Origin of the sequence: Dactylosporangium sp. McL0621, from assembly GCF_049995355.1 — a bacterium.
Classification (GTDB): Bacteria; Actinomycetota; Actinomycetes; order Mycobacteriales; family Micromonosporaceae; genus Dactylosporangium.
Window position 1 is genome coordinate 10,876,831 of record NZ_CP188259.1, and the last position, 22,426, is coordinate 10,899,256.

Sequence of the window (22,426 nt, forward strand, 5' to 3'; positions counted from 1 at the left end):
ATTGCCGGGCTGTTCGGCCGGGGACCCGGGTGCCATTTCGGACACCTGGCCGCCCCGGCCGCCGCCGTGTGAGGATGGGTTCTCACAGGGCAAAGGGAGTGTCGGCGATTTCCAGTCAGTGCGCACGCTGCGGCCGCCAGGCGGGCGACGGCGACCGTTTCTGTGGTGGTTGCGGGGCCGAGCTGAGCCCACCCTGCCCGACGTGCGGCCGCACGCTCGCCCCCGACGCCGCGTTCTGCACCGGCTGCGGCACGCCGCGCGCCGACACGACCGCGGCGCGCAACCTGCTGCGCACCGAGCGGGCGACCGGCCGGGCCCAGGTGCCCTCGATCCCGCCCGCCCGCAGCGAGGACCGGCGCCGGATCAGCGTGCTGTTCGTCGACCTGATCGACTTCACGCCCTACGTGGAGCGGGCCGACCCCGAGCTCGTGCGCGAGCTGCAGAAGACCTTCTTCTCCACCGCCCGCGAGGTCATCGGCCAGTACGGCGGGGTCGTGGAGAAGTACATCGGCGACGCCGTCATGGCGCTCTTCGGCGCACCCGTGGCCACCGAGACCGACGCGGTGCGCTGCGTGCGGGCCGGCCTGGAGCTGCAGCGGGTGCTCGCCCGCTACGCCAGCACCGGCGAGGGCGAGCGCGAGCTGCGGTTCCGCGTCGGCGTGGCCACCGGGGAGGCGCTCGTCGACGTGGCCGCGGCCCGCGACGGCGGCCAGGCGATCGTCGCCGGCGACGTGGTCAACACCGCGTCCCGGCTGCAGTCGCTGGCCCCGCCCGGCGGGGTGCTCGTCTGCGGTACGACGTACGCGCTGACCAAGTCCTCCATCCGCTTCGAGCAGCAGCCGCCGGCCACGCTGCGCGGGCGCTCCACGCCGACCGAGGTCTGGCTGGCCCTGGCCCCGCTGCGGCGCAACCACCCCGACCGCGAGGCCGGCTCCACGCCGCTGGTCAACCGCACCCACGAGCTGAGCCTGCTGGTCAACGCCCTGCACCGGGGCCTGCGCGAGCGCACGCCGCAGCTGGTGACCGTGCTCGGGCACGCCGGGATCGGCAAGAGCCGGCTGGTGCACGAGCTGTTCCTGCACGCCGAGCGGCTCTTCGACGCGCCGGTGGCCTGGCGCACCGGGCGCTGCCCGCCGTTCGGGGAGAACGTCACCTACGCCGCGCTGGCCGACGTCGTCAAGGCGCAGGCCGGCATCCTCGACACCGACTCGGCCGAGACGACCCGGGAGCGGCTGGACACCGCGCTGGCCGCGATCGTCGTACCGTCGGAGGCCGAGCGGCTCGCCGACGCGCTGAGCCCGCTGGTCGGCCTGCCCGGGCCGAAGCTGGCGCCGGACGAGACCGAGTCGGCCTGGCGGCGCTTCGTCGTCGCGCTGGCCGCGCACCGCCCGACCGTCCTGGTCTTCGAGGACCTGCACTGGGCCGACGAGTCGATGGTCCGGTTCGTGGAGCGCCTGGGCGCCTCGGTGCGCGACGTGCCGCTGCTGCTGCTGTGCACGGCGCGCCCGGAGCTGCTGGAGCGCAACCCGAGCTGGGCCGGGGCCGTCGCCGGGGCCGTGACCATCACGCTGCCGCCGCTGCGCGACGCCGAGATCGCCACGATGTACGCGCACCTGCTCGGGGCGGCCACGTTCCCGTCGCAGTCGCTGAGCTCCCTGGTCGAGCTGGCCGACGGCAATCCGCTGTACGCGCTGGAGTACACCCGCATGCTCGCCGAGCAGGGCAACGTGCGCGCGACCGGCGCGCTCGGGCGGGAGCTGCCGATGCCCGACAGCGTGCACGCGGTCATAGCCAACCGGGTCGACCTGCTCGAGGCCGCCGACCGCGCGGTGCTGCAGGCCGCGGCGGTGGTCGGGATGAACTTCTGGCCGGGCGCGGTCGGGGCGGCGATGAGCCGGCCCGCCGACGGCATCGAGCGCTCGCTGCGCCGGCTGGAGCAGCGGGACCTGATCCACGAGCAGGCGGCCTCGACGATGGAGGGCCAGACCGAGTACCGCTTCGGCCACGTCCTGGTCCGGGACGTGTGCTACCAGCGGCTCCCCCGCACCGAGCGGGTGGCCCGGCACGAGCTGACCGCCGCGTGGCTCGACGGCGTGGCCGCCGACCGGGACACCGACCTCGCCGAGGTCGTGGCGAACCACCGGTTCACGGCGTATGAGATCGCCCGCGGCCTGGGCCTGGACGCCCTCCGCTACACCGTCCCGGCCCGCGACGCGATGCACCGGGCGGCCCGGCGCGCCTACGCCCTGCACGCCCTGGAGGCCGCGGCCGCGCACGCCGGCAAGGCGCTCGCGCTGTGCGACCCCCGCACCGACGCGCTCGAGCGGCTGCGCATCGAGCAGCTCAACACCGAGATCGCCTTCTACGCCAACCCGGAGTCGTTCCTGGGCAGCGGCGGGGCCGACCGGCTGGTCGGGCTGGCCGAGCGGCTCTACGCGGCCGGGGACCAGGCCGGCGCGGCGCGGGCGTGGACCGTGCGGGGCCAGGCCGCGTGGCTGCGCGCCGACCGCCTCGACGCGCTGTCCTGCCTGGACCGCGCGGTGGAGCTCTTCGACGAGCTGCCCGACGGGCCGCAGAAGGCCGACGCGTACGCCGAGCTGGGCCGCCTGCACATGCTGAACTTCGAGATCGAGCCGGCGGTCGCGGCGGCCAGCGCGGCCGCGGAGATCGCCGACCGGCTGGGCCTGATCGAGGTGGCCACCGGCGCCCGGGTCACCATCGGCACCGCGCTGTTCCAGGCCGGCGACCGCTCGGGCCTGGTCGAGCTGCAGTCGGCCCTCGACGTCAGCCGGGAGCGGCGGCTGCTCTCGGAGCACCGGGCGCTGCGCAACGTCTCCTGGGCGCTGCTGGAGGACGGCGACTGGACGGCGGCCGCGGCGCTGCTCGACGACAGCCGCAACGCCGTGCCGGGCAGCCACACGCTGGCCACCGGCTACTCCGACGTGGCCCAGTCGGCGTACTTCGCCGGGGACTGGCCCGGGTACCTGGCCGCGGCCGAGGCGATGGCCGAGACCGGCGCCGAGTGGGACCTGCAGGTGCGCGGGGTGCGGGCCTGGCTGCGCACGCTGCGCGGCGAGGACGGCGACGACGACGTCGAGGACCTGGTGGCGGCGGGGCGGCGCTCCGGCTTCTACCGCCTGCAGTGGGTCGCGCTCGGCCACGGCGCCCTGTGCCGGGCCCTGGAGGGCCGCGACCGCGACGCCGAGGCGCTGATCGTCGAGCTGGCCAAGACATGGCGCGAGGTGCGCGCGATCGCCAGCGGCGAGTGGATCGACGCGACCGCGCACGCGGCGGTGCTCTCCGGCCGGGTGGCGATGATGGCGATCCGCGACATGCTCGCCGACGTGCCGCACCGGACGCCGTGGGTCGAGGGCGCGCTGCGCACGATCACCGGGGCGATCGCGTTCGTCGACGGCGACCACGCCCGGGCCGCGGACATGCACCTGGCGGCGGCGGAGATCTACGGGGAGATCCCGAACCACTCCGCGCGCATCCTGTCGGTGGCGTGGGCGGTGCGGGCGCTGGGCCGCGCCGGCGACGCGCGCGCCGAGCCGTGCCGGGCCGAGCTCGCCGCGTTCGCCGAGCAGGCGGGAACCCCGCGCCTGCTCGCGCTGGCCGAGATCAAGCCGCCACCGGCTCCTGCGAGCTCGTAGGGGCCGGCGCGCTCTTGACCTTCTGGGCGTACATGTCGATGTACTCGCGGCCGGAGAGCGTCATGAGCTCGTACATGATCTCGTCGGTGACCGCGCGCTCGATGAACCGGTCCCCGGCCATCCCGGCGTAGCGGGAGAAGTCGAGGGCCGGGCCGAACTTGATGTGGACGCGCTTGAGATTTGGCAGTTTCTGCCCGATCGGCTGGACTTTGTCCATGTTCATCATGGCCACGGGCACCACCGGGGCGCCGGACTCGAGGGCCAGGCGGGCGACGCCGGTCTTGCCGCGGTACAGCCGGCCGTCCGGCGAGCGCGTGCCCTCGGGGTAGATCCCGAAGATCCCGCCCGCGCGCAGGATGCTGAGCCCGACCTCGAGCGCGGCCCGGGCCGCCTTGCCGCCGGAGCGGTCGATCGGGATCTGGCCGGTGCCGGCCATGAACAGCTTCGTGAGCCGGCCCTTGATCCCTTTTCCGGTGAAATATTCCGCTTTCGCCGGGAACGTGACGCGCCGCCGCACGCTCAGCGGCATGAAAATGGAGTCGGCGAAGGAGAGATGGTTGCTGGCGATGATCACCGGTCCGGTGGCGGGGACGTGCTCAAGCCCCTCCACCTTCGGTCGGAAGACCAGCTTCAGCCAAGGTCCGAGGACGATGTACTTGAGGGTCCAGTAGAGCACGGCCGACCTTTCGGGATCGCGCGACAATCGGTGATGACCGTCGCAAAGAGCCTACGAACCAGTACGGCACACCACAACGCACTCCCGGAACGACGGCCGGGCATGTCAGGATTTCGGTCAGCGGTTTTTCGCGGCGCGCCGGTCGTCGCGGTGACGGCCGCGGGGAGGGGCGAGCTGTGCCAGGGGGTGGGGCGCGGCGCGGCCGGCGGGACAACGGCCTGGTGGCGCAGGAGTACGCGGTGGTGGGCGACGTCGACCCGCGGGTCGGCGAGCATCTCCTCGAGATGCTGGCGGAGGGCGGGATCGCCGCCTACCTCCAGCCGGCCGCGGACCTGCATCCGCTGACCCGCACCACGACGCTGCCGGCACGGCCGACCGACCGGCTGTACGCCGACCGCGACCATATCGCCACGGCGCAGGACTACCTGGCCCGGCTGACCTCGACCGTGCCCGAGCAGCACACCCCGGCCGGCGAGTCCACGGTGCCGCTGGAGGGCACGACCCCGCCGACCCAGTCGGACGAGGACGCGTTCGCGGCGATCGTGGCCGGCTTCCACACCACCGTCGACCCGACGCTCGCGGCGCCCTGGCCGGCCGCCGAGGACCTGGACTCCTCCAGCACGGCCGCGCCGGACATGGACACCGAGCCGGCCCCGCGCACGTCGCTGCGGCGGCCCTCCGACGCCGTGGACCGCTCGCTGCTGGACAGCCTCGACACCTTCGGCCGCGACCTGCCGGGCGAGGACGAGGAGGAAGAGGGGTACACCCCGCCGCCCGCTCCCCCGCTGCCCCGCGTCGCGCCGGTCACGATCGTGGCGGTGCTCGCCCTGGCCGCCGGGCTGGTGCTGCTGTTCTGGCCCGACCTGCTGCCGCTGGGCTCGCAGACCACGCTCTTCCTGGGCTTCGCGGGCGTGCTGGCCGGCTTCGTGGCCCTGGTGCTGCGGCTGCGCCCCGGCGACGAGGAGGACGACGACCCGGACAATGGAGCCCGGGTCTAAACGCCCTTTCCGACCTGCTCGAGCCAGTCCACGATCGCATCGATCGGCTCCTGCCAGCGCGCGTCGAGCATCAGGTCGTGGCCCATGCCGGGGAAGAGCAGCGGCGAGCCGCCGTAGCGCCGGGCCACCCACTCCAGGGCGGAGCCGGCCACCACGCGGTCGTCCGGGCTGCCCACGACCAGCACCGGCGGGGCGCCGACGGGGGCCTCGGGCTGGTGCCGGGCGATGAGCTGGCGCTGGGCCCCGCCGGGGACCCGCTGGAGGCGCTGGGCGTAGGCCTGGCCCGCGTTGGCGGGCAGGGACCGCCCGAACAGCTGCTCGCGGGTCAGCGTGACCCGGCCGCCGAAGATCCCGGGCAGGGTGCCGGCCGGGTTGCGCCCGAGCAGGCCGAACGCCGTGCCGAGGCCGCCGAAGACCGGGGCGAGCAGCACGCCGGCCCGCACCGGGTAGCGCGCCATCGCCATGGCCGCGACCAGGGCGCCGGCGCCGTGGCCGACCAGGACCGCCTGGCGCGGCAGCCCGGCCGCGACCTGGGTCACGTCGTGCACGTAGTCGCGCAGGCGGGCCTGGGGCGCCGGGCCCGAGCCGCCGTGGCCGCGCAGGCTCATGGCGTACGCCGGGAACCCCCGCTGCGCCGTGTGCTCCAGCCAGTGCTCGGCGAAGGCCCAGGCGCCGTGGCCGTAGCCCGGCACGAACAGCACCGGGGGCGCGGCCGGGTCGGCCCCGCCCGGCGGCTGCGCCTCGAGCACCTCGCGGCGCACCGGCTTGGGCGGGTCCGCCCACTCGTCGGATCGCATCACCCGCGTCGTCACCGGACCGCCTCCAGCTCGTGCAACGTCTTCTCGAGCTCCTTGAGGTACACGAAGTGACTGACCTCGAACCAGTGCCGGGTCGAGTCCGTCACCTTCGCCTGGGTGTACCGCCGGTCGCCGTCCACGCGCAGCCGCGCCCAGACGGCCTGCGCGCGGTCGGGCGCGGCGTCGAGGACCCGCAGCCACTGCGCGATGAACACCGCCTGCCAGTGCGACAGCGTGAACAGCGCCGAGTCCGGCTGCAGCAGCCCGGCCACGGCGAGCGTGGGATGCGTGCGGGAGAGCATCTGCAGGGCCAGGCGGGGGCGGCCGGCGGCGTCGGCGGAGATCAGCTCCGGGGCCAGGAAGTCGAACCGCGGCAGGTAGCCGGTGGCCATGACGACCAGGTCGGGGTCGATGGAGCGGCCGTCGGTGAGCACCACCTCGTGGCCGTCGAAGTGCTTGACGTCGGGCACCGCGACGATGTCGCCGTGGCCGAGGTAGTACGGCAGCTGGCTGTTGACCAGCGGGTGCATCTCGAGGATGCCGTGCTCGGGCCGGGGCAGGCCGAAGCGGGTCAGGTCGCCGACGGTCATGTTGATCGTGCGGTGCAGCAGCCACTGGCGGACCCGGGTGGGCAGCCGCATCGCGAGGATCCGGTCGTTGACCTGGTCGGCGGGGCGGCCGAGGGCGAACTTGGGGGCGTACCAGTAGCCGCGGCGGGTCGAGTGCCAGCACCGGGCCGCCTGCTGGGCCGCCTCGACGGCGATGTCGCAGCCGGAGTTGCCGGCCCCGATCACGAGCACCTTGCGGCCGCGCAGCTGGGCGGCGTCCTTGTACTGCCCGGCGTGGATGACCTTGCCGCGGTACTCGGCCAGGCCCTCGTACTCGGGCATCTTCGGCGCCCAGTTGTGCCCGTTGGCGGCGACGACGGCGTTGTAGCGCATGGTGCGCGGCGCCCCGCCCCGCGAGCCCTTCACGGTCACGTCCCAGCGCGGCGGGCCACCGCCCGGGTTGTCGACGGGCTCGACGCGGGCGACCTCCGTACCGAACCAGATGTGCTCGCGCAGGCCGAAGTGGTCGGCGTAGCGCTCGAAGTACTGCAGCATCTGCGAGTGGTGCGGGTAGTCCGGCCAGTCGTCCGGCATCGGGAAGTCGGGGAACTGCGTGAACGGCTTCGACGAGATCAGGTGCGTGCTGGCGTAGACCGGGCTGCGGTCGTGCCGCCAGTTCCAGCCGCCGCCGACGCCGGTCTCGCGCTCGTAGCAGTCCACCCCGAACCCGGCCTCGCGCAGGTTCTTGACGGCGGTGAGGCCGGTGCCGCCGGCGCCGATGACGCAGACGGTGTCGCCGCGGTCGTACACGGGCTCGCCGTCGCGCCAGTGGGTCGCGTTCCCGGCAAGATCATCGAACCGACCGTCAGCGCTCACCGCGGCATCATCCCGGATTTATGCGTCGATTTCCAGGTCGGCGACGACCGGGAAATGATCGCTGGCGGCGCGGCTCGAGGGCGTGTCGATGACGTCGTACTGCAGCACCGTGATCCGGGGGTCGACGAAGATGGCGTCGAGCCGCTCCCGGGCGGCCGCGACCGGGAAGGTCGGGCGCTCGTCGGGCCCGGCCGCGTCGGTCAGCCCGTCGGCGATCATGCGCCAGGCCGCCCCGCCGGAGTTCTCGTTGAGGTCGCCGGCGAACACCAGCGGCTCGGCGACCTCCTCCATCCGGGCCTTGAGCAGCTCGGCCTGGGCCGGGCGCTCGGCCGTGTCGGTCGACAGGTGCGAGCCCGCGGCCACGAAGGTGGCCCGGCCGACGCGGCACCGCACGAAGACGGCGCCGCGCATGTGCCGGCCGGGGGTCAGCGGGTAGCGCACGTTCCACTCGGCGACCGTGCGCACCCGCAGGTTGGTCAGGATCAGGTTGCCCAGGGCCGGCAGCCCGCCGCCGCCGATGACGAGCTCGAACTCGCGGGCCAGGTACGCCGACTTCTGCCGCCACCGGAAGCGCCGCGGCGCCTCCTGCAGGATCGCGATGTCCGGCGCGGCCTCCCGCACGACCTCCGCGAGCGCGCGCCGGTCGTCCTTGAGGCCGTGCAGGTTGTACGACAGCACCCTGATCTTCGTCACCGTCTCACCTCATACGGGCCAGATCCGCGGCGCCCACCACGCCGGCGAGGTTGCCCATCAGCGCGGGGCGCACGTCCGCGACGGGGAGCCGGCCGCGCTGGGCCAGCTGCTCCTCGTAGCTGGCCCGGGCCGGCTTCAGCAGCAGGTCGCCGGCGTCGATCACGCCCCCGCCGACCACGATGACCTGCGGGTCGAGCGTCTGCACGATGTCGGCGAAGGCGACCCCGAGCCAGCGCCCGACCTGCTCGAACGCGCCGATGGCGACCGGGTCGCCCAGGCGCGCGGCGGCGGTGACGGCCGGGCCCTGGATCGCGTCCGGGTCGCCGCCGGCCTCGCCGAGCAGCGTCACGGCCGCCTCCGGGCGGGCCCGGGCGTCGGCGCGGGCGAAGCGGACGAGGGCGTTGCCGCTGGTGTACTGCTCCAGGCAGCCCCGCCGCCCGCAGCCGCACGGGTGGCCGTCGGGGATCATCGTGGTGTGCCCGACCTCGCCGGCCACACCGTTCGCGCCGCGGATGAGCCGGCCGCCGAGCACGATCCCGCTGCCGATGCCGGTGCCCACCGTGTACAGCACCATCGAGTCGTCGGCGTCGTGCGCGGCGCCGAAGCGGAACTCGGCCCAGGCCGCCACGTTGCCGTCGTTCTCCACGACGGTGGGCAGCCCGACCGCCTGCTGGATCTTGTCGCGCAGCGGCTCGTCGCGCCAGGCCAGGTTGGGCGCGAACTGCACGATCGAGCGGGTCGCGTCGACCCACCCGGCCGCGCCGATGCCCACGGCCTCCACGTCCTGCCCGGCGGCGAGCTCCTTGATCACGTCGATGATGCGCTCGGCGGTCTCGCGCGGGTCCTGCGCGGGCGTGTCACGCCGAGTCTGGACGAGCACGTCGCCGGCGGTGTCGACGACACCGCCGAGCACCTTGGTTCCGCCGATGTCGACGCCGATGGTCAGCCCCATTGCGGGAAGCTCCTCTCGTTCTGGGGTCAATCCTGAGCGACGTCGCTGTCGGTGGTTGACGTTTTGCGCGTGGCGGCGTGCCACGGGTCTCCCGGCTCCTGCGCAGAGCCTGCCGGCCCTTCCGCCGAGCCTCCGGGCTCATTCGCCGAGCCCCCTGGCTCCCTCGCCGAGCCTCCCGGCCCTCTCGCCGGGCCTCCGGGCTCAGTCGCCGGGCCTCCGGGCTCTCGCGCCGAGCCTCCGGGCTCCCTCGCCGGGCTGAAGCCTCTCAGGAACGACGCGACCCCGGCCGCGAGGTCTCCGGCGCCGGTGGCCAGGCGCTCGGCGAGATCCGGATCGGGGTTGCGGGCGGCCGCGATGGCCCTGCACAGGGGGCACACGCAGCACTCGGCGGAGCCGGTGGCGAACCCGGCCGTGCTGTTCGCGGCCATGGACAGGGCGGCCAGGGCGGCGGCGACCAGGCGCTCGGCCTCCTCGCGCGGCTCTCTCACGAGCCCTCGACCCGGCGCTTGAGCTCCTTGAGCGCGGTGTCCATGATCATCTTCTCGGCCTTGCGCTTGAACATGCCGAGCATCCCGATCGCCAGTTCCACCGAAAGTGAGTAGGTCACCGTGGAGGTGCCGTCCGGCCCGGCGGCGATGTCGTACGAGCCTTCCTGCTGCTTCTGCATCTTCGACGGCGCGGTGAGGCTCCACTCGATCCGGCTCAGGTCCTCGGCGTAGTCGTACCGCAACGTGTACTCATCGGACACCGGGCCCGAGTCGAGCACGAAATGGACCTGGCTGGCGTACCCGTCCTCGTACTCCTCGACCACCTCGGCCGACTTCACCGCGGCCACCCACTCCGGGTAGCGGGCGAAATCGGCGATGACCGCGGCGACCCGGTCCGGGGGCGCGTCAATGACGATCGACTGGGTCGAAGTGTCGGCCATGCGTGGCAGGCTACCTCTGCCACGGTGGGTGTGGGGCGTCGGCTCGCCTGGGGGGCTGTGCGACCTGTTACGCGGACAGGTAGGTTCCCGATACAGCAACAGAGTGGAAATGGAGCCGGACGTGCGCGAGTTCTCCGTCCCCGCCGCGGTCGCCGTCGCCGAGACGGCCACGCTGACCGACCCGGTCTGGGACAACGCCGCCGTGGCCCCGGCCTCGGTGCAGTTCGAACGCCGGGTCGACGGGGCCTGGCTGCCCGTGACCTGCGCGGAGTTCCTCGACCAGGTCGTCGCGCTGGCGCGCGGGCTCCTGGCCGCCGGCATCGAGCCGGGCGAGCGCGTCGCCCTCATGAGCAAGACGCGCTACGAGTGGACCCTCATCGACTACGCGATCTGGACCTGCGGCGCCGTCACCGTGCCGATCTACGAGACCTCCAGCCCCGAGCAGGTGGCCTGGATCCTCGAGGACTCCGGCGCGGTCGCCTGCTTCGTGGAGACCGACGCCCACCGCGACGCCGTGGCCCAGGTGCGCGAGCGGACGCCGGGCCTGGCCCACGTGTGGCAGATCGACGGCGCCCCGGGCGCGGTCGAGCAGCTCGTCGGCGACGGCGCGGCCGTGCCCCGCGAGGACGTCGACCGGCGGCGCACCGCGACCAAGGCCGACGACCTGGCGACGATCATCTACACCAGCGGTACGACCGGCCGCCCCAAGGGCTGCATGATCACGCACCGCAACATGCTCTCCGACATCGTCAACGCGGTCCCGGAGCTGCGCTCGCTGTTCAACGAGGGCGCCCGCACGCTGCTCTTCCTGCCCCTCGCGCACTCGTTCGCGCGGCTCATCCAGATCGGCGTGGTCCAGGCCCGGGCCACCATGGGGCACACGGCCGACACCAAGAACCTGGCCGACATGCTGAAAAGCTTCAAGCCGACGTTTGTACTCTCTGTGCCGCGCGTGTTCGAGAAGGTCTACAACACCGCCAAGCAGCGCGCCCAGGCCGACGGCAAGGGCAAGATCTTCGAGCGGGCCGAGCGCGTGGCGATCGACTACAGCGCCGCGGCGTCGCCGGGGCTGGTACTCAAGGCCCAGCACGCGCTGTTCGACCGGCTCGTCTACGGCAAGCTGCGCGCCGCGCTCGGCGGGCAGTGCACGCGGGCCATCTCCGGCGGCGCCCCGCTCGGCGAGCGGCTCGCCCACTTCTACCGCGGCATCGGGGTGACGATCTACGAGGGGTACGGGCTGACCGAGACCTCCCCGGCGACAAACGCCAACCGCGACAACGGCGTGCGGATCGGCACCGTCGGGCGGCCGCTGCCCGGCGTGACGATCCGCATCGACGACGACGGCGAGATCCTCGTGCAGGGCGACATCGTCTTCAAGGGGTACTGGAACAACCCCGACGCCACCGCCGAGACGATCGACGCCGACGGCTGGTTCCACACCGGCGACCTCGGCGAGCTCGACGACGACGGCTTCCTGCGCATCACCGGGCGCAAGAAGGAGATCATCGTCACCGCCGGCGGCAAGAACGTCGCCCCGGCCGTGCTCGAGGACCGGGTCCGGGCCCACGCGCTGATCAGCCAGTGCATGGTCATCGGCGACCGGCAGCCGTTCATCGCCGCGCTGGTCACCATCGACCCCGACGCGCTGCCGGTCTGGAAGCGCGACAACGGCAAGCCCGAGGACGCCTCGATGGAGAGCCTGGTCGACGACCAGCAGCTGCGTGCGGAGGTCCAGAAGGCGATCGACGAGGCCAACCAGGCCGTGTCGAAGGCCGAGGGCATCAAGGTCTTCCGAATCCTGCCCCGCGACTTCACCGAGGCGACCGGCGAGCTCACTCCGTCGTTGAAGGTGAAGCGGAACATCGTGCTGAAGGAGTACGCCGGCGACATCGCCGCCATTTACGATCGCTGACCGTCCGGGGATCGCCGCTGCTGGACCCGCTTGGAGGGATCGCTGGTGACCGACCTGTCCGCCACCCGCACGGCCGCACCCACCGCCCGGGCCGCGGCGGCCGCGGAGCGCGCGAGTGCGCCCGCGAGCCAGGCCCGGCGGGCGATCGTGGTCGTGCGGGTGCTGCTGCTGGCCCTCGTCGCCGTGCTGCTGCTCTCCGACGGCGTGCGCGCCGCGGAGCTGCTCTGGCTCGTGCTGCTGCTGGCGGCCGCGGTCATCGCCACCGTCGCGCCCGACTCCCACGAGGTCGCGCGGCTCGGCCGGACGGCCGAGGTGCTCATCACCGCGTTCGCCGCGTCCACGCTCAACGACGACGCCAGAGCGCTGCTGCTGTACCTGCCGGTGCCGATCGTCGCCGCCGCGCTGTCCGAGGGCCGCCGCCTCGCCGCGGCGTACCTGGTCGCGGCGGCCGCGCTGCTCGTCGTCGGCGGGGCCGTCGAGGGGCGGCTCGACGAGCGGGAGTACCTGGCCGCGGGCGGCACCTGGCTCGTCATCGCCGGGGTCGCGGCGTTCCAGGTCACGCTCCTGCAGCGGGTACTGCTGGCGCGCCGCCCCGAGGAGACGCCGCAGCCCTACGCCGAGGCCACGCGCCTGCTGACCCAGCTGCGCAGCGTCGCCCGGCAGCTGCCCGGGGCCACGCTCGACCCGGGCGGCCTGGCCGAGCACCTGCTCGACGAGGTCCGCGCGACGGTCCCCTCGACGCGCGGGGCGGTGCTGTCCGGCAGCGGCGGCGGGCGGCTCGTCGTGCTCGCCCAGGCCGGCGTCGAGCGGCTCGACTGGGAGACGGCGCTGGACACCGAGAGCGCCGTCGCCGACGCGTGGGCCACCCAGCAGCCCGTCGTCTCCGGCCGCTCGCAGGCCCGCTCGGTCGCGCGCGGGCAGAGCATCTCCTCGATGGCGGTCCCGCTCATCGCCGGGGTGCGCACCGTCGGGCTGATCGTGCTCGAGACCGACACCCCCGGGTCGTACCCGCCCGCCCTGGTCACCAAGGTCCAGTCGGCGACCGGCCCGGCGGCGCTGCGGCTCGAGGCGGCCCTGCTCTTCGACGAGGTCCGCTCGCTGGCCACCACCGAGGAGCGGCAGCGGCTGGCCCGCGAGATCCACGACGGGGTGGCGCAGGAGCTCGTCATGGTCGGGTACGGCATCGACAACGCGGTCGCGGCCCTGCCCAACGTCGAGGCGGCCGAGGAGGAGCTGCGGGTGTTGCGGGCCGAGGTCACCCGCGTGATCACGGAGCTGCGGCTGTCGCTGTTCGAGCTGCGCAGCGAGGTCGACCGCTACGGCGGCCTCACCGCGGCGATCTCCGACTACGCGCGGACCGTCGGCGCCTCGGCCGGGCTGCGGGTGCACCTCTCGCTCGACGAGACCACCGCCCGGCTGCCCGCCGCGGTCGAGGCCGAACTACTGCGAATTGCCCAGGAGGCCATCACCAACGCGCGGAAACATGCGGGCGCGGAGAATCTTTGGGTAACGTGCGCGGTCGATCCACCGTTCGCACAGGTAGAAATATCCGACGATGGCAGCGGCATCGGTGAGAACCGTCCGGACGGGCACTATGGTCTTGCGATCATGGCCGAGAGGGCGGAACGTATCCGGGGCCGGTTGGAGATCACGCCACGCGTGCCGAATGGGACCACAGTGGCGGTTGTGCTCGGAACCGCACCGCGTGCGCGGTAGCGTGAAGGCACCCAGAGGGAGAGAGCACCGGGAATGTCTACTACCGCGACGCCGACGACCCGCACGAAAGTGTTGCTCGTCGACGACCACGATCTGATTCGCCGAGGCCTGCGCCACGCGTTCGAGCGCGACCGCCAGTTCGAGGTGGTGGGCGAGGCCGCGACGGCCGCCGAGGCGATCCGTCAGGCCGGCGCGCTCCAGCCCGACGTCGTGATCATGGACCTCCGGCTGCCCGACGGCAGCGGGCTGGAGGCCACCCGCGCCCTGCGCAAGACCAGCAACACCATGGGCATCGTCGTGCTGACCATGTATGCCGGCGACGACCAGCTCTTCGGCGCGCTCGAGGCCGGGGCCTCGGCGTTCGTGCCCAAGACGGCCCCCGCCGACGAGGTCGTGGCGGCCGCCCGGCACGCCGCCTCGGCGCCCAGCGCATTCACCGCGGCCGACCTGGCCGAGGCGATGAAGCGCCGGCTGGCCCCGAGCGGCCCGCAGCTGTCCCCCCGCGAGGGCCAGGTCCTGCGGCTGCTGGCCGACGGCATGAGCGTGGCCGGCATCGCCAAGCAGCTGTTCGTCTCCGAGTCCACCGCGAAGACCCACATCTCCAAGCTGTACGAGAAGCTCGGCGCCGCCAACCGGGCCCAGGCCCTCATGACCGCGCTGCGCCTCGGCCTGCTCGAAGCGCCCGACGCCCCCAGTTTCTGACGCGTTCTCGTTCTACCCCCGAAATCGCGCGTACGGCCGGCTCCCGATACCCCCGGCAGCCGGCCGCGCCATTCCCGGAATGCCGGGGCCGTTTCGCCGAAAGCCCTCCCCCGAACGGTTGCTCCCGGGAAAAGAGCGGCTTTCCGCGCGTGTTTTCTTATTGCGGTGACAGCAGCGCCTGCAAGCGGGCCGCCTGCGTCTCCCAGCGCCACTCGGACTCGACCCACGCGCGCCCGGCCGCGCCCATCCGGGCGGCGAGCGCACGATCGCGCAACAACGTGACGAGCCGGTCGGCCACCGCATCCACGTCGCGGCCCGGGACCACGAAGCCCGTCTCGCCCTCCCGCACCGCGTTCGGGGCGCCGCCGGAGTCGCCGGCGAGCACCGGCAGGCCCGTCGCCGAGGCCTCGAGGTACACGATCCCCAGCCCTTCGACGTCGAGCCCGCGCCGCCGGGTCCGGCAGGGCATCGCGAACACGTCACCGGCCGCGTAGTGCGCGGGCAGCTCGGCCCACGCGACCGCCCCGGTGAAGACCACGTGCTCGCCCACGCCCTGCTCGCGCGCCAGCCGCTCGAGCGTCGCGCGGTACGGCCCGCCGCTCACCACCAGCAGCGCCGCGTCCGGCACGGCCCGGCGGATGTGCGGCAGGGCCCGGATGAGCACGTCCTGCCCCTTGCGCGGCACGAGCCGGGACACGCACACGATCACCGGGCGGCCGGCCAGCCCGTACCGCTGCCGGATCTCGGCCCCGTCGACCTCCGGCGAGTAGGCGTCCACGTCGACGCCCGGCGCGAGCTGCTGCAGCTGCGTGAGCTCGCCGATCGCCCGGGCGAGCCGCACCCGGAAGTACTCCCCCAGGTACGTGACCACGTCCGTCCCCCGCGCGATGCGCCGCAGCAGGGTGCGCGCCCCCGGCAGGGCCGCCCACCCGGCCTCGTGCCCGTGCGTGATCGCCACCGCCCGCTCGATCCCGGCGCGGCGGCGCAGCCCGTCGGCGAGCAGCCCGAGCGGGGCCGCGGCGCCGAACCAGACCCGGTCGCAGCCGCGGGCGCGCGCGATCTCGGCCGCGCGCCGGGCCACCCGCGGGGTCGGCAGCAGCATGCCGGTGGACTCGCGGACGACCTCGAAGGGCTGCTCGGCGTCGAACTTCTCGGCTCCGGCGTACGTGGAGGCGTAGACGACGACCTCGTCGCGCGGCTGGCGGACGGCGAGGTTGTGCACGAACTGCTGAATGCCGCCCGGCCGGGGCGGGAAGTCGTTCGTGATCAGCAGTGAGGTCGCCACCCGCCGACCTTAGCCGTCCGGCCGTGCTCCTGAGTGGCGGTACCTAGCGCGAATGGGTACCGCGACTCAGGACCGCGGGCCGGCCCGGACGGCAGATTCTTGGCATGCCGTACACGCTCACTGACGGGGACGCCGCGGCCGCGCGGCGACGGGACGTGTTGTACCGCGGGGTCACGCGGGCGCTGGCGGTCGCGCTGGTGCCCGTCGCGTGGCTGGTCGCCGCTCGCCGGCCCGGGCTTCTTTCCGGGCCCGCGCTGCTTTCCGGGCCGGCGCGTTCGGCCGGGTCGGCGCGCGGGCGCGGTCTCGGGCCCGCGCGGCACGTCGCCTGTCAGTGGGCACTCGCGGCGCGCTTCCCGGCCGAGGATCTGGCCGGGCTTACGGGGGCGACCCGGGTCGCGTTCGAGGCGGCCCGGGCCGAGGCGCTGTGGCGGCACGGCGAGCTGATCGGCCTCACGTCGGGCTATCGCCACCCGCTGGAGCAGGCCCGGCTCTTCGCCGCGGCGGTCGACCGCGACGGTTCGGTCGCCGCGGCCTGGCGCCGGGTGCTGCCCCCGCACGCGTCGCGGCACGTGGCCGGGACCGCCCTGGACGTGCGGCCGACCGAGGGCGCGCGGTGGCTGGAGCGGCACGGGTACCGCCACGGGCTCTACCGGACCTACGACAACGAGTGGTGGCACTTCGAGTACCGGCCGGACGGGCGGCCCGTGCGTCTGCCCCACCCGGGCGTGCCCGCGCCCCGCCTGTGCATGACCGCGGCGCATCGGCGATGATCTCTGCGATGTCCACGCTTCCCGCCCCCGTCCGGCGCGCCGCCCCGCTGGTCGGCGGCCTCAGCGGCGCCCTGCTGCTCGTGGTCGCGGCGACCGCGCAGCGCACGCTCGACGGCGGGCCGAACAACCTGGTGATGTACCTGGCCCTGCAGGCCGCTCCCCGCGACGCGCTCGACACCGCGTTCGAGCTGGGCCCGATCGTCGTCATCGTGACCGCCCTCGTGCTGCTGCGCTGGTGGCCGGCGCTCATGGCGGGGGCGGGGCTGCTGGCGGTACCGCTGCTGCTGCCGCCGGAACTGGCGTCGGAGCTGCCGCTGTCGGCGGGCGTGCTGACCCGCTGCAGCCAGCCGCTGGCGCTCGTCGCGATGCTAGCGGCCGCGCAGGCGATGCTCCGCCGCGGCGAAACGGGCCGCGGGACACTTGTCGCGGGGCTGGCCGTCGGCACGTCGCTGCTGGGCATGGCGATCACCGACACCAACTGGCAGTTCCTGGGCACCGTGCGGCCCTGGCTCAACGGGCTCGTAGCGCTCGGCATCGCCGGAGCCGCGACGACGGCGGCCCTGCTGGGCGGCCGCGACCCCGACGCGTGGCCCGGCGGCGCCCCGCACGAGGGCTGGTCCCGGCTGCGCCCCGTCCTGGCCGGCGGCCTGGCGCTGGCCCTCGCCTTCCCGCTGGGCCTGCTCACGCCGGAGCGCCTGGCCGTGCTCCTGGGCGTGTCGCAGAGCGCGATGTTCCGGCACGGGTACGTCGCCGGCGCGGTCATCGGCACGATCACGCTGGTCGTCGTGGCCGGGCTGGCGGCGATGGCCGGCCCGTGGTCGTTGGGCGGCGCCCTGACCGCGGCGGTCGCGCAGGTCGGCATGGTCGCGCCGCTGATCCTGGCGATGGGCGCGCTGCAGTACACCGCGCTGCCCATCTTCGCCGTGCTGGCCGGCGTCGCGGCCGGGGCGGTCCTGGCCTGGACCCGCCTGCGCGTGCCGCTGACCGTCGCCGTCACAGTGGCCGCCGCGACGGCGCTGTTCATCGCGTACGCGGCCACGACCGGCAACCCCGAGAGGCTCGTCCAGCAGCAGAGCGTGATCCCGGGCATCCTGATCGCCGTCCTGATCACCGCCGCGGCGACGGCAACCCTAGGCACCGTGGCTCCGGCCCTGGCCCCCTCGGGCGCCGTGCCCGCGGCCCTGGGCCCGCTCGCGATCGTCCTGGCCCTGGGCGGCCGCGAGGCGGTCCTGGCCACCTACCTGCGCGACGGCCTGCCCCAGTCCTCGTACTTCAACCCCCGTCTACCACATCACCACATCGGCCGTCCTGCTCCTGGTAGCCGCCGCCGGCGTGGGCGGCCTCGGCTTCGCCCAGCAGTGGGCGGCCCGCCGAGCCGACCGCCGACGCGCAGAACAGATCCGCCAAGAGGCCGCCGACGCCGAGCGCAACCGCCTGGCCCGCCCCATCCACGACGGCGTCCTGCAGGTACTGGCCCTCATGCAACGCCACGGCGCCGAACTGGGCGGCCCGGGCGCGCAGCTGGCCACCTTGGCCGGCGAGCAGGAGCAGGCCCTGCGCAACCTCCTGTCGGGCAACCCGGCAGCCCCACCCGCGAACCGCCTGGACCTGCGAGCCATCCTGACGACCCTCGCCTCCCCGACGGTCGACGTGGCTGCCCCCGCGAATCCGGTACTCCTGACCGCCACCGCCTCCACCGAACTCACGGCCGCGGTACAGGCCGCCCTGGACAACGTGCACCGCCACGCGGGCCCGACCGCCCACGCCTGGGTCCTCCTGGAGGACGAGGGCGACGCGGTACGCGTAACCGTCCGCGACGACGGCGTAGGCTTCACCCCGGACCGCCTGACGGAGGCCGCGGAAGCGGGCCGCCTGGGGGTGGCCCAGTCCATGCGCGGGCGGATCGCGGACCTGGGCGGAACGACGGAGATTTACAGCCGCCCGGGGAGGGGCACAGAGGTCGAGTTCTACGTACCGCGAACCCGCACCACCCCGCCGGCATGACTCCTCCCGCCGTGGGGTCGTCGGCCTGAACCGCCTATACGACGCGATCTCGCACACCGCCCGCGGCCGGCTCGTGACGCAGTCATGCTCTCTCCAGCGGAGCCTGGCGCGCGGGCCCTCCTGGTGGGACCGGTCCAGCTCGTGACGCAGAACGGCGCGCGGCGGCGGTGACCAGGCGCAGGGCGAACGGAGGCACCGCGAAGCAGGCGGCCACGACGGCGCCCGCTCTCTACCGGTGAGACCATGCGCGTCGCGGTGGTCGAGTGGGTGCGCCGATCAGGAGCTTGCGAGCCGTAGGTGCCCGGTGTCGTCGCGGAACCGGAGCGAGCCGACGGCTTTAACGGGCCGGCGTGAGTCGGACGCAACGGAGCAGGCGGCAAAGACAGCGAGGGCAAGGTCTGCACAGCCGCCGGAGCAGGCCGGCGCACCAAACGCGGGACCACGCTCAGACTCGCGACGCAGCCATGCACTCCACCCACCGGCGAACAGGTGCCCGAATAGGGGCTTGCGAGCGACAGGCACCCGATGCCGCAGCGGAACCGCGACAAGCCGGCGACGTGGCGAGCCGGGCGAGCCGGATGCGCGCGGAGCAGACGGCGACGGTGTGGGCGTAGTCAGCGGGAGGCAACGCGGACGCACCCGGCGACGCGGCAGGCGAGGCCACGCGTCGCGGACGAGCCAGTGCGGCGCGGCGCGGCGCGGCGCGGGACCAAACCGCGCGGTCCGGCGCGGGACGGGCAACCCCGCCGCGCAGGTTGGGCGGGGCAGGGCGGGTGCGGAGCGACGGGTGCGGCGCGGCGCGGCGCCAAACCACGCGGTCCGCCGCGGGACGGGCAACCCCCGCCGCGCAGGGTGGACGGGGCAGGGCAGATACGACGCGACGGGTGCGGCGCGGCGGAGGGCGGCGGGGGCGAGGCGATGCGGGAAGACGGGGTTCCGGCGCGAAGCGACACGGCGCAGGGCGGGCGTGGCGCCACAGAACGCAGCCCGTGGCGAGGCGGGGCGGCGCAGGGCGGGCGTGGCGCCACAGAACGCAGCCCGTGGCGAGGCGGCGCGGCGCAGGGCGGGCGTGGCGCCACAGAACGCAGCCCGTGGCGAGGCGGCGCGGCGCAGGGCGGGCGTGGCGCCACAGAACGCAGCCCGTGGCGAGGCGGGGCGGCGCAGGGCGAGGGGACGCGAGGGCTGAGCGAGACGCGGGCGACACGGCGCAGGGAGGCGCGGGGCAAGGCGACGCCGAGGCAGAGCGAGCCGCGGGCGCGGGGCGAAACGGCGCGGCGGAGGGCAGCAAGGGGCGGAGCAAGACACGGGCGCAGGGCAGCGAGGGGCGGGGCGCCGCGACGGCGTGGTGGCGAGGCGCGGGGCAGGTCCGGGCGATGCGGAGCCGCGGCGGGGCGAAGCGGGCGGCGTGACGGCGCAGTGAAAGGCGAGGCGCTGCGGCGTAGGCGGCGCGACGGTGAAGGACTGGCGCGGGCGGGCGGAACGCGCGGACAGAGCATTCAGAGCAGAGGGCGGGGCCGAGACACGGCGCGGGGCGAGGCGGCGCGGGGCGGAGCGGGGCGAGACGCGGGCGATGCAGCGCGCAGGGAGGCGTGGCGGCGCGGGGGTGGAGCCAGACGCGGGCGCAGGCAGCAAGGGGCGGCCGCAGGCAGCAAGGGGCGGGCGCCCCGACGGCGCGATGGCGAGGCGCGGGGCAGGCCAGGGCGACGCGGAGCCGAAGCGGGCGGCACGACGGCGCAGCGAAACGCAAGGTGCTGCGGCGAAGGACTGGCGCGGAACGCGCGGACAGAGCATGCAGGAGGCGGGGCTGAGACGCGGGCGACGCGGGCGCGGGGCGAGGCGGAGCGAGATGCGGCCGAAGATCGGCCACGGGGCGAGGTGCGGACGTGGGGCGGCGAGAGGCGGGGCGGCCCTGACCCAACCCAGTGGCGAGGCGCAGGGCAGGGCGACGCGGGGTCAAGGCCGCGCCGAGGCGGGCGGGGCGACGCGCAAGGACAGGATGCGGGTGCCGCGCGGCCGCGCAGGTCGGCCCCGGCGGCGTAGGACGGCGCGGAGCAGGCGGGGCGGCGCGCCCGGACAGAGCAGAGCAGCGCGGGCAGAAGCGGAGCCGGGCAGAGCTGGAGCGGGCAGCGCAGAGCGGAGCCCGGGCAGCGCAGGGCAAAGCCGGAGCGGGCAGAGCAGCGTGGAGCGGCCAGGGCGGAGCGGAGGGGACAGGGCGGAGCCGGAGCGGAAGCGGGCAGAGCAGCGCGGCGCGGGCAGGGCAGAGCAGAGCAGCGCGGCGCGGCGCGGCGCGGCGCGGCGCAAGGCAGAGCAGCGCGGAGCGAGCAAGGCAGAGCAGAGCAGCGTGGAGCGAGCAAGGCAGAGCAGAGCAGCGCGGAGCGAGCAGGGCAGAGCAGCGCGGCGCGGGCAGGCCGAGCGAAGCGGGCAGGGCGAACCGAGCCGAGCGGGGCCGCTACTCGTGGGTGCGGGCCCACGCGCGCGAAGCGGCCATGCGCTCGACGGCCGTCGGGTGGGTGCCGAATAGGAACTGTTCCAGGGGGTTGGGGTCGGGGTCGCCCAGGTTGACCAGGGACAGGCGGCCCTGCATGGCCTCGAACTCGGACGGGTTCGCGGTCAGGCCCAAGGCGTGTTCGTCCGCGCGGGCCTCGATGCGGCGGGACACGAAGGCCTGGGCCGGGCCCGCGAACAGGCTCGCGACCGTGGCCAGGGCCAGCAGCAGGGCCAGCGCACGCGGCTCGGCTATCGAGTCGACGCGGGCCAGGCGGAGCAGGGCCGACCACGAGCCGATCAGGTACAGCGCGCACACGGCCGCCGCGGCCCCCAGCGCGCCCAGCAGGGTGCCCGTCAGCACGTCGTTGTCCTTGGCGTGGCCGAGCTCGTGGGCGACCACGGACTCGATCTCGGCCGGCGGGGCCTGGTCGATCAGGGTGTCGTACACGACGATGCGGCGGGTCGGGCCGAACCCGGACACGTACGCGTTCACCGCCCGCGTGCGCCGCGACGCGTCCGCCACCAGCACGTCGCGGACCGGTACGCCGTCGCGCGCGGCCAGGGCCAGCAGGCTGGTGCGCAGCTCGCCGTCGGGCATCGGCGTGAACTTGTTGAAGACCGGCTCGACGAGGACCGGGAAGACGAACGTGAGCAGCACCGTGAGGACGGCGGCGCCGGCCGCGCCCCACGCCCACCACCAGCGCGGGGCGAAGTGGGTGACGGTGTAGAAGCCGACGAGGACGATCGCGCCGATGACGGCGCCGACGGCGTAGCCCTTGAGCAGGTCGACGGTCCAGCCGCCCCAGCCCTGCGTGGACAGGCCGTAACGGCGCAGGATCGACTGGCGCCAGGCGGACAGGGGCAGCGCGACCACCTCGCCGACGAGGGTGACGACGAGCCCGCCGAGCAGGGCGCGGGCCAGCCAGTGCCCGCCGAAGGGGCGCCCGGCCTGCTCCACGAGCCAGGCGCCGGCCGGGGTCAGGCCCAGCAGCAGCGCCACGATCAGGCCGAGGACGATCGAGATGTACATCCCCGGGCGCAACGCCGCGTGGAAGGCGCGCCCCTGGGCGACCGCGTCGCGTGGCAGCGTGTCGAGCGCGGCGAGCTGGTCGGCGCGCGGTGCGGGCGGCGCCGACCACGGCACCCGCAGCAGCGCGACGACGGCCGCCGCGACGAGCAGCACGACGAGCGTGATCGCGGCCCAGAGACGAGGCGTCATCGCGTCAGCCTATGCGGCGCGCCCGCGCCGGCGGCGGGGTGAGGGGACGGGGGTCACGGGGATAGCCTCGAAGTGGGTGGGCTCCAGCACGGTGACCTCGAACCCGGCGAGCTCGAAGACCTCGATGGCCTGCACCTCCTCGGCACCGAGCTGGTGAAACGCGGGCGGGGTGTCGAGCAGCAGGGTCACCACGCAACTCCTGCAGGCGTT

At 74.4% G+C, this 22,426-nt stretch carries 16 protein-coding genes; 7 read left to right on the forward strand and 9 right to left on the reverse strand.

The annotated features are described in order from the left end of the window. Nucleotides 1–98 precede the first annotated feature (98 nt). Entirely contained in the window at nucleotides 99–3,653 is a 3,555-nt protein-coding gene (locus tag ACPPVO_RS51500) for an adenylate/guanylate cyclase domain-containing protein (RefSeq protein WP_426506594.1), read from the forward strand. On the opposite strand, the gene ACPPVO_RS51505 is transcribed toward ACPPVO_RS51500, so the two are convergent. Then, complete coding sequence (locus ACPPVO_RS51505; RefSeq protein ID WP_360378847.1) at nucleotides 3,622–4,329, reverse strand: lysophospholipid acyltransferase family protein; 708 nt, start codon at nucleotides 4,327–4,329, stop codon at nucleotides 3,622–3,624. The two genes, ACPPVO_RS51500 and ACPPVO_RS51505, sit on opposite strands and share 32 nt — an antisense overlap. A gap of 176 nt (nucleotides 4,330–4,505) precedes the next feature. Here ACPPVO_RS51505 and ACPPVO_RS51510 point away from each other — a divergent pair, with 176 nt between their 5' ends. Further along, a complete protein-coding gene (locus ACPPVO_RS51510) occupies nucleotides 4,506–5,327 on the forward strand; it encodes a DUF308 domain-containing protein (RefSeq protein ID WP_426506596.1) in 822 nt (273 codons plus the stop codon). On the opposite strand, the gene ACPPVO_RS51515 is transcribed toward ACPPVO_RS51510, so the two are convergent. The 5 genes from ACPPVO_RS51515 to ACPPVO_RS51535 form a co-directional block, all read right to left on the reverse strand. Then, a complete protein-coding gene (locus tag ACPPVO_RS51515) occupies nucleotides 5,324–6,124 on the reverse strand; it encodes an alpha/beta hydrolase (protein WP_426514853.1) in 801 nt (266 codons plus the stop codon). The two genes, ACPPVO_RS51510 and ACPPVO_RS51515, sit on opposite strands and share 4 nt — an antisense overlap. An 11-nt stretch (nucleotides 6,125–6,135) precedes the next feature. Beyond that, nucleotides 6,136–7,548, reverse strand: a complete 1,413-nt coding sequence (locus ACPPVO_RS51520; RefSeq protein ID WP_426506598.1) for a flavin-containing monooxygenase — start codon at nucleotides 7,546–7,548, stop codon at nucleotides 6,136–6,138. A gap of 18 nt (nucleotides 7,549–7,566) precedes the next feature. After that, nucleotides 7,567–8,241, reverse strand: a complete 675-nt coding sequence (locus tag ACPPVO_RS51525) for an endonuclease/exonuclease/phosphatase family protein (protein ID WP_426506599.1) — start codon at nucleotides 8,239–8,241, stop codon at nucleotides 7,567–7,569. Between the two features lie 4 nt (nucleotides 8,242–8,245). Next, nucleotides 8,246–9,193 (reverse strand): ROK family glucokinase, encoded by a 948-nt coding sequence (locus ACPPVO_RS51530; RefSeq protein WP_426506601.1) that lies wholly within the window; start codon nucleotides 9,191–9,193, stop codon nucleotides 8,246–8,248. A 484-nt stretch (nucleotides 9,194–9,677) separates the two neighbouring features. Next, the gene (locus ACPPVO_RS51535) at nucleotides 9,678–10,121 is read right to left on the reverse strand and encodes an SRPBCC family protein (RefSeq protein ID WP_426506602.1); all 444 of its coding nucleotides are present in this window, start codon (nucleotides 10,119–10,121) and stop codon (nucleotides 9,678–9,680) included. Nucleotides 10,122–10,242: 121 nt separating this feature from the next. Here ACPPVO_RS51535 and ACPPVO_RS51540 point away from each other — a divergent pair, with 121 nt between their 5' ends. The 3 genes from ACPPVO_RS51540 to ACPPVO_RS51550 all read left to right on the forward strand — a co-directional run bounded on the left by ACPPVO_RS51540 (nucleotide 10,243) and on the right by ACPPVO_RS51550 (nucleotide 14,451). Further along, complete coding sequence (locus tag ACPPVO_RS51540) at nucleotides 10,243–12,033, forward strand: AMP-dependent synthetase/ligase (protein ID WP_426506604.1); 1,791 nt, start codon at nucleotides 10,243–10,245, stop codon at nucleotides 12,031–12,033. A 147-nt stretch (nucleotides 12,034–12,180) separates the two neighbouring features. Next, complete coding sequence (locus ACPPVO_RS51545) at nucleotides 12,181–13,749, forward strand: GAF domain-containing sensor histidine kinase (protein ID WP_426514854.1); 1,569 nt, start codon at nucleotides 12,181–12,183, stop codon at nucleotides 13,747–13,749. A 33-nt stretch (nucleotides 13,750–13,782) separates the two neighbouring features. Continuing rightward, nucleotides 13,783–14,451 carry a response regulator transcription factor gene (locus ACPPVO_RS51550; protein ID WP_345130927.1) on the forward strand — a complete coding sequence of 223 codons (669 nt, stop codon included), beginning with the start codon at nucleotides 13,783–13,785 and terminating at the stop codon, nucleotides 14,449–14,451. Between the two features lie 157 nt (nucleotides 14,452–14,608). On the opposite strand, the gene ACPPVO_RS51555 is transcribed toward ACPPVO_RS51550, so the two are convergent. Beyond that, complete coding sequence (locus ACPPVO_RS51555) at nucleotides 14,609–15,736, reverse strand: glycosyltransferase family 4 protein (protein ID WP_426506607.1); 1,128 nt, start codon at nucleotides 15,734–15,736, stop codon at nucleotides 14,609–14,611. Nucleotides 15,737–15,840: 104 nt separating this feature from the next. On the opposite strand from ACPPVO_RS51555, the gene ACPPVO_RS51560 reads away from it, so the two are divergent. Together ACPPVO_RS51560 and macS are read left to right on the forward strand one after the other, a co-directional pair. Beyond that, nucleotides 15,841–16,506 carry a hypothetical protein gene (locus tag ACPPVO_RS51560; protein ID WP_426506608.1) on the forward strand — a complete coding sequence of 222 codons (666 nt, stop codon included), beginning with the start codon at nucleotides 15,841–15,843 and terminating at the stop codon, nucleotides 16,504–16,506. A gap of 1,332 nt (nucleotides 16,507–17,838) precedes the next feature. Further along, nucleotides 17,839–18,510, forward strand: coding sequence for a MacS family sensor histidine kinase (gene macS / locus ACPPVO_RS51565; RefSeq protein ID WP_426506609.1), 672 nt, complete (start codon nucleotides 17,839–17,841; stop codon nucleotides 18,508–18,510). Nucleotides 18,511–20,959: 2,449 nt separating this feature from the next. On the opposite strand, the gene ACPPVO_RS51570 is transcribed toward macS, so the two are convergent. Next, the gene (locus ACPPVO_RS51570) at nucleotides 20,960–22,216 is read right to left on the reverse strand and encodes a M48 family metallopeptidase (RefSeq protein ID WP_426506610.1); all 1,257 of its coding nucleotides are present in this window, start codon (nucleotides 22,214–22,216) and stop codon (nucleotides 20,960–20,962) included. Nucleotides 22,217–22,225: 9 nt separating this feature from the next. Further along, complete coding sequence (locus tag ACPPVO_RS51575) at nucleotides 22,226–22,408, reverse strand: hypothetical protein (RefSeq protein WP_426506611.1); 183 nt, start codon at nucleotides 22,406–22,408, stop codon at nucleotides 22,226–22,228. Nucleotides 22,409–22,426 lie beyond the last annotated feature (18 nt).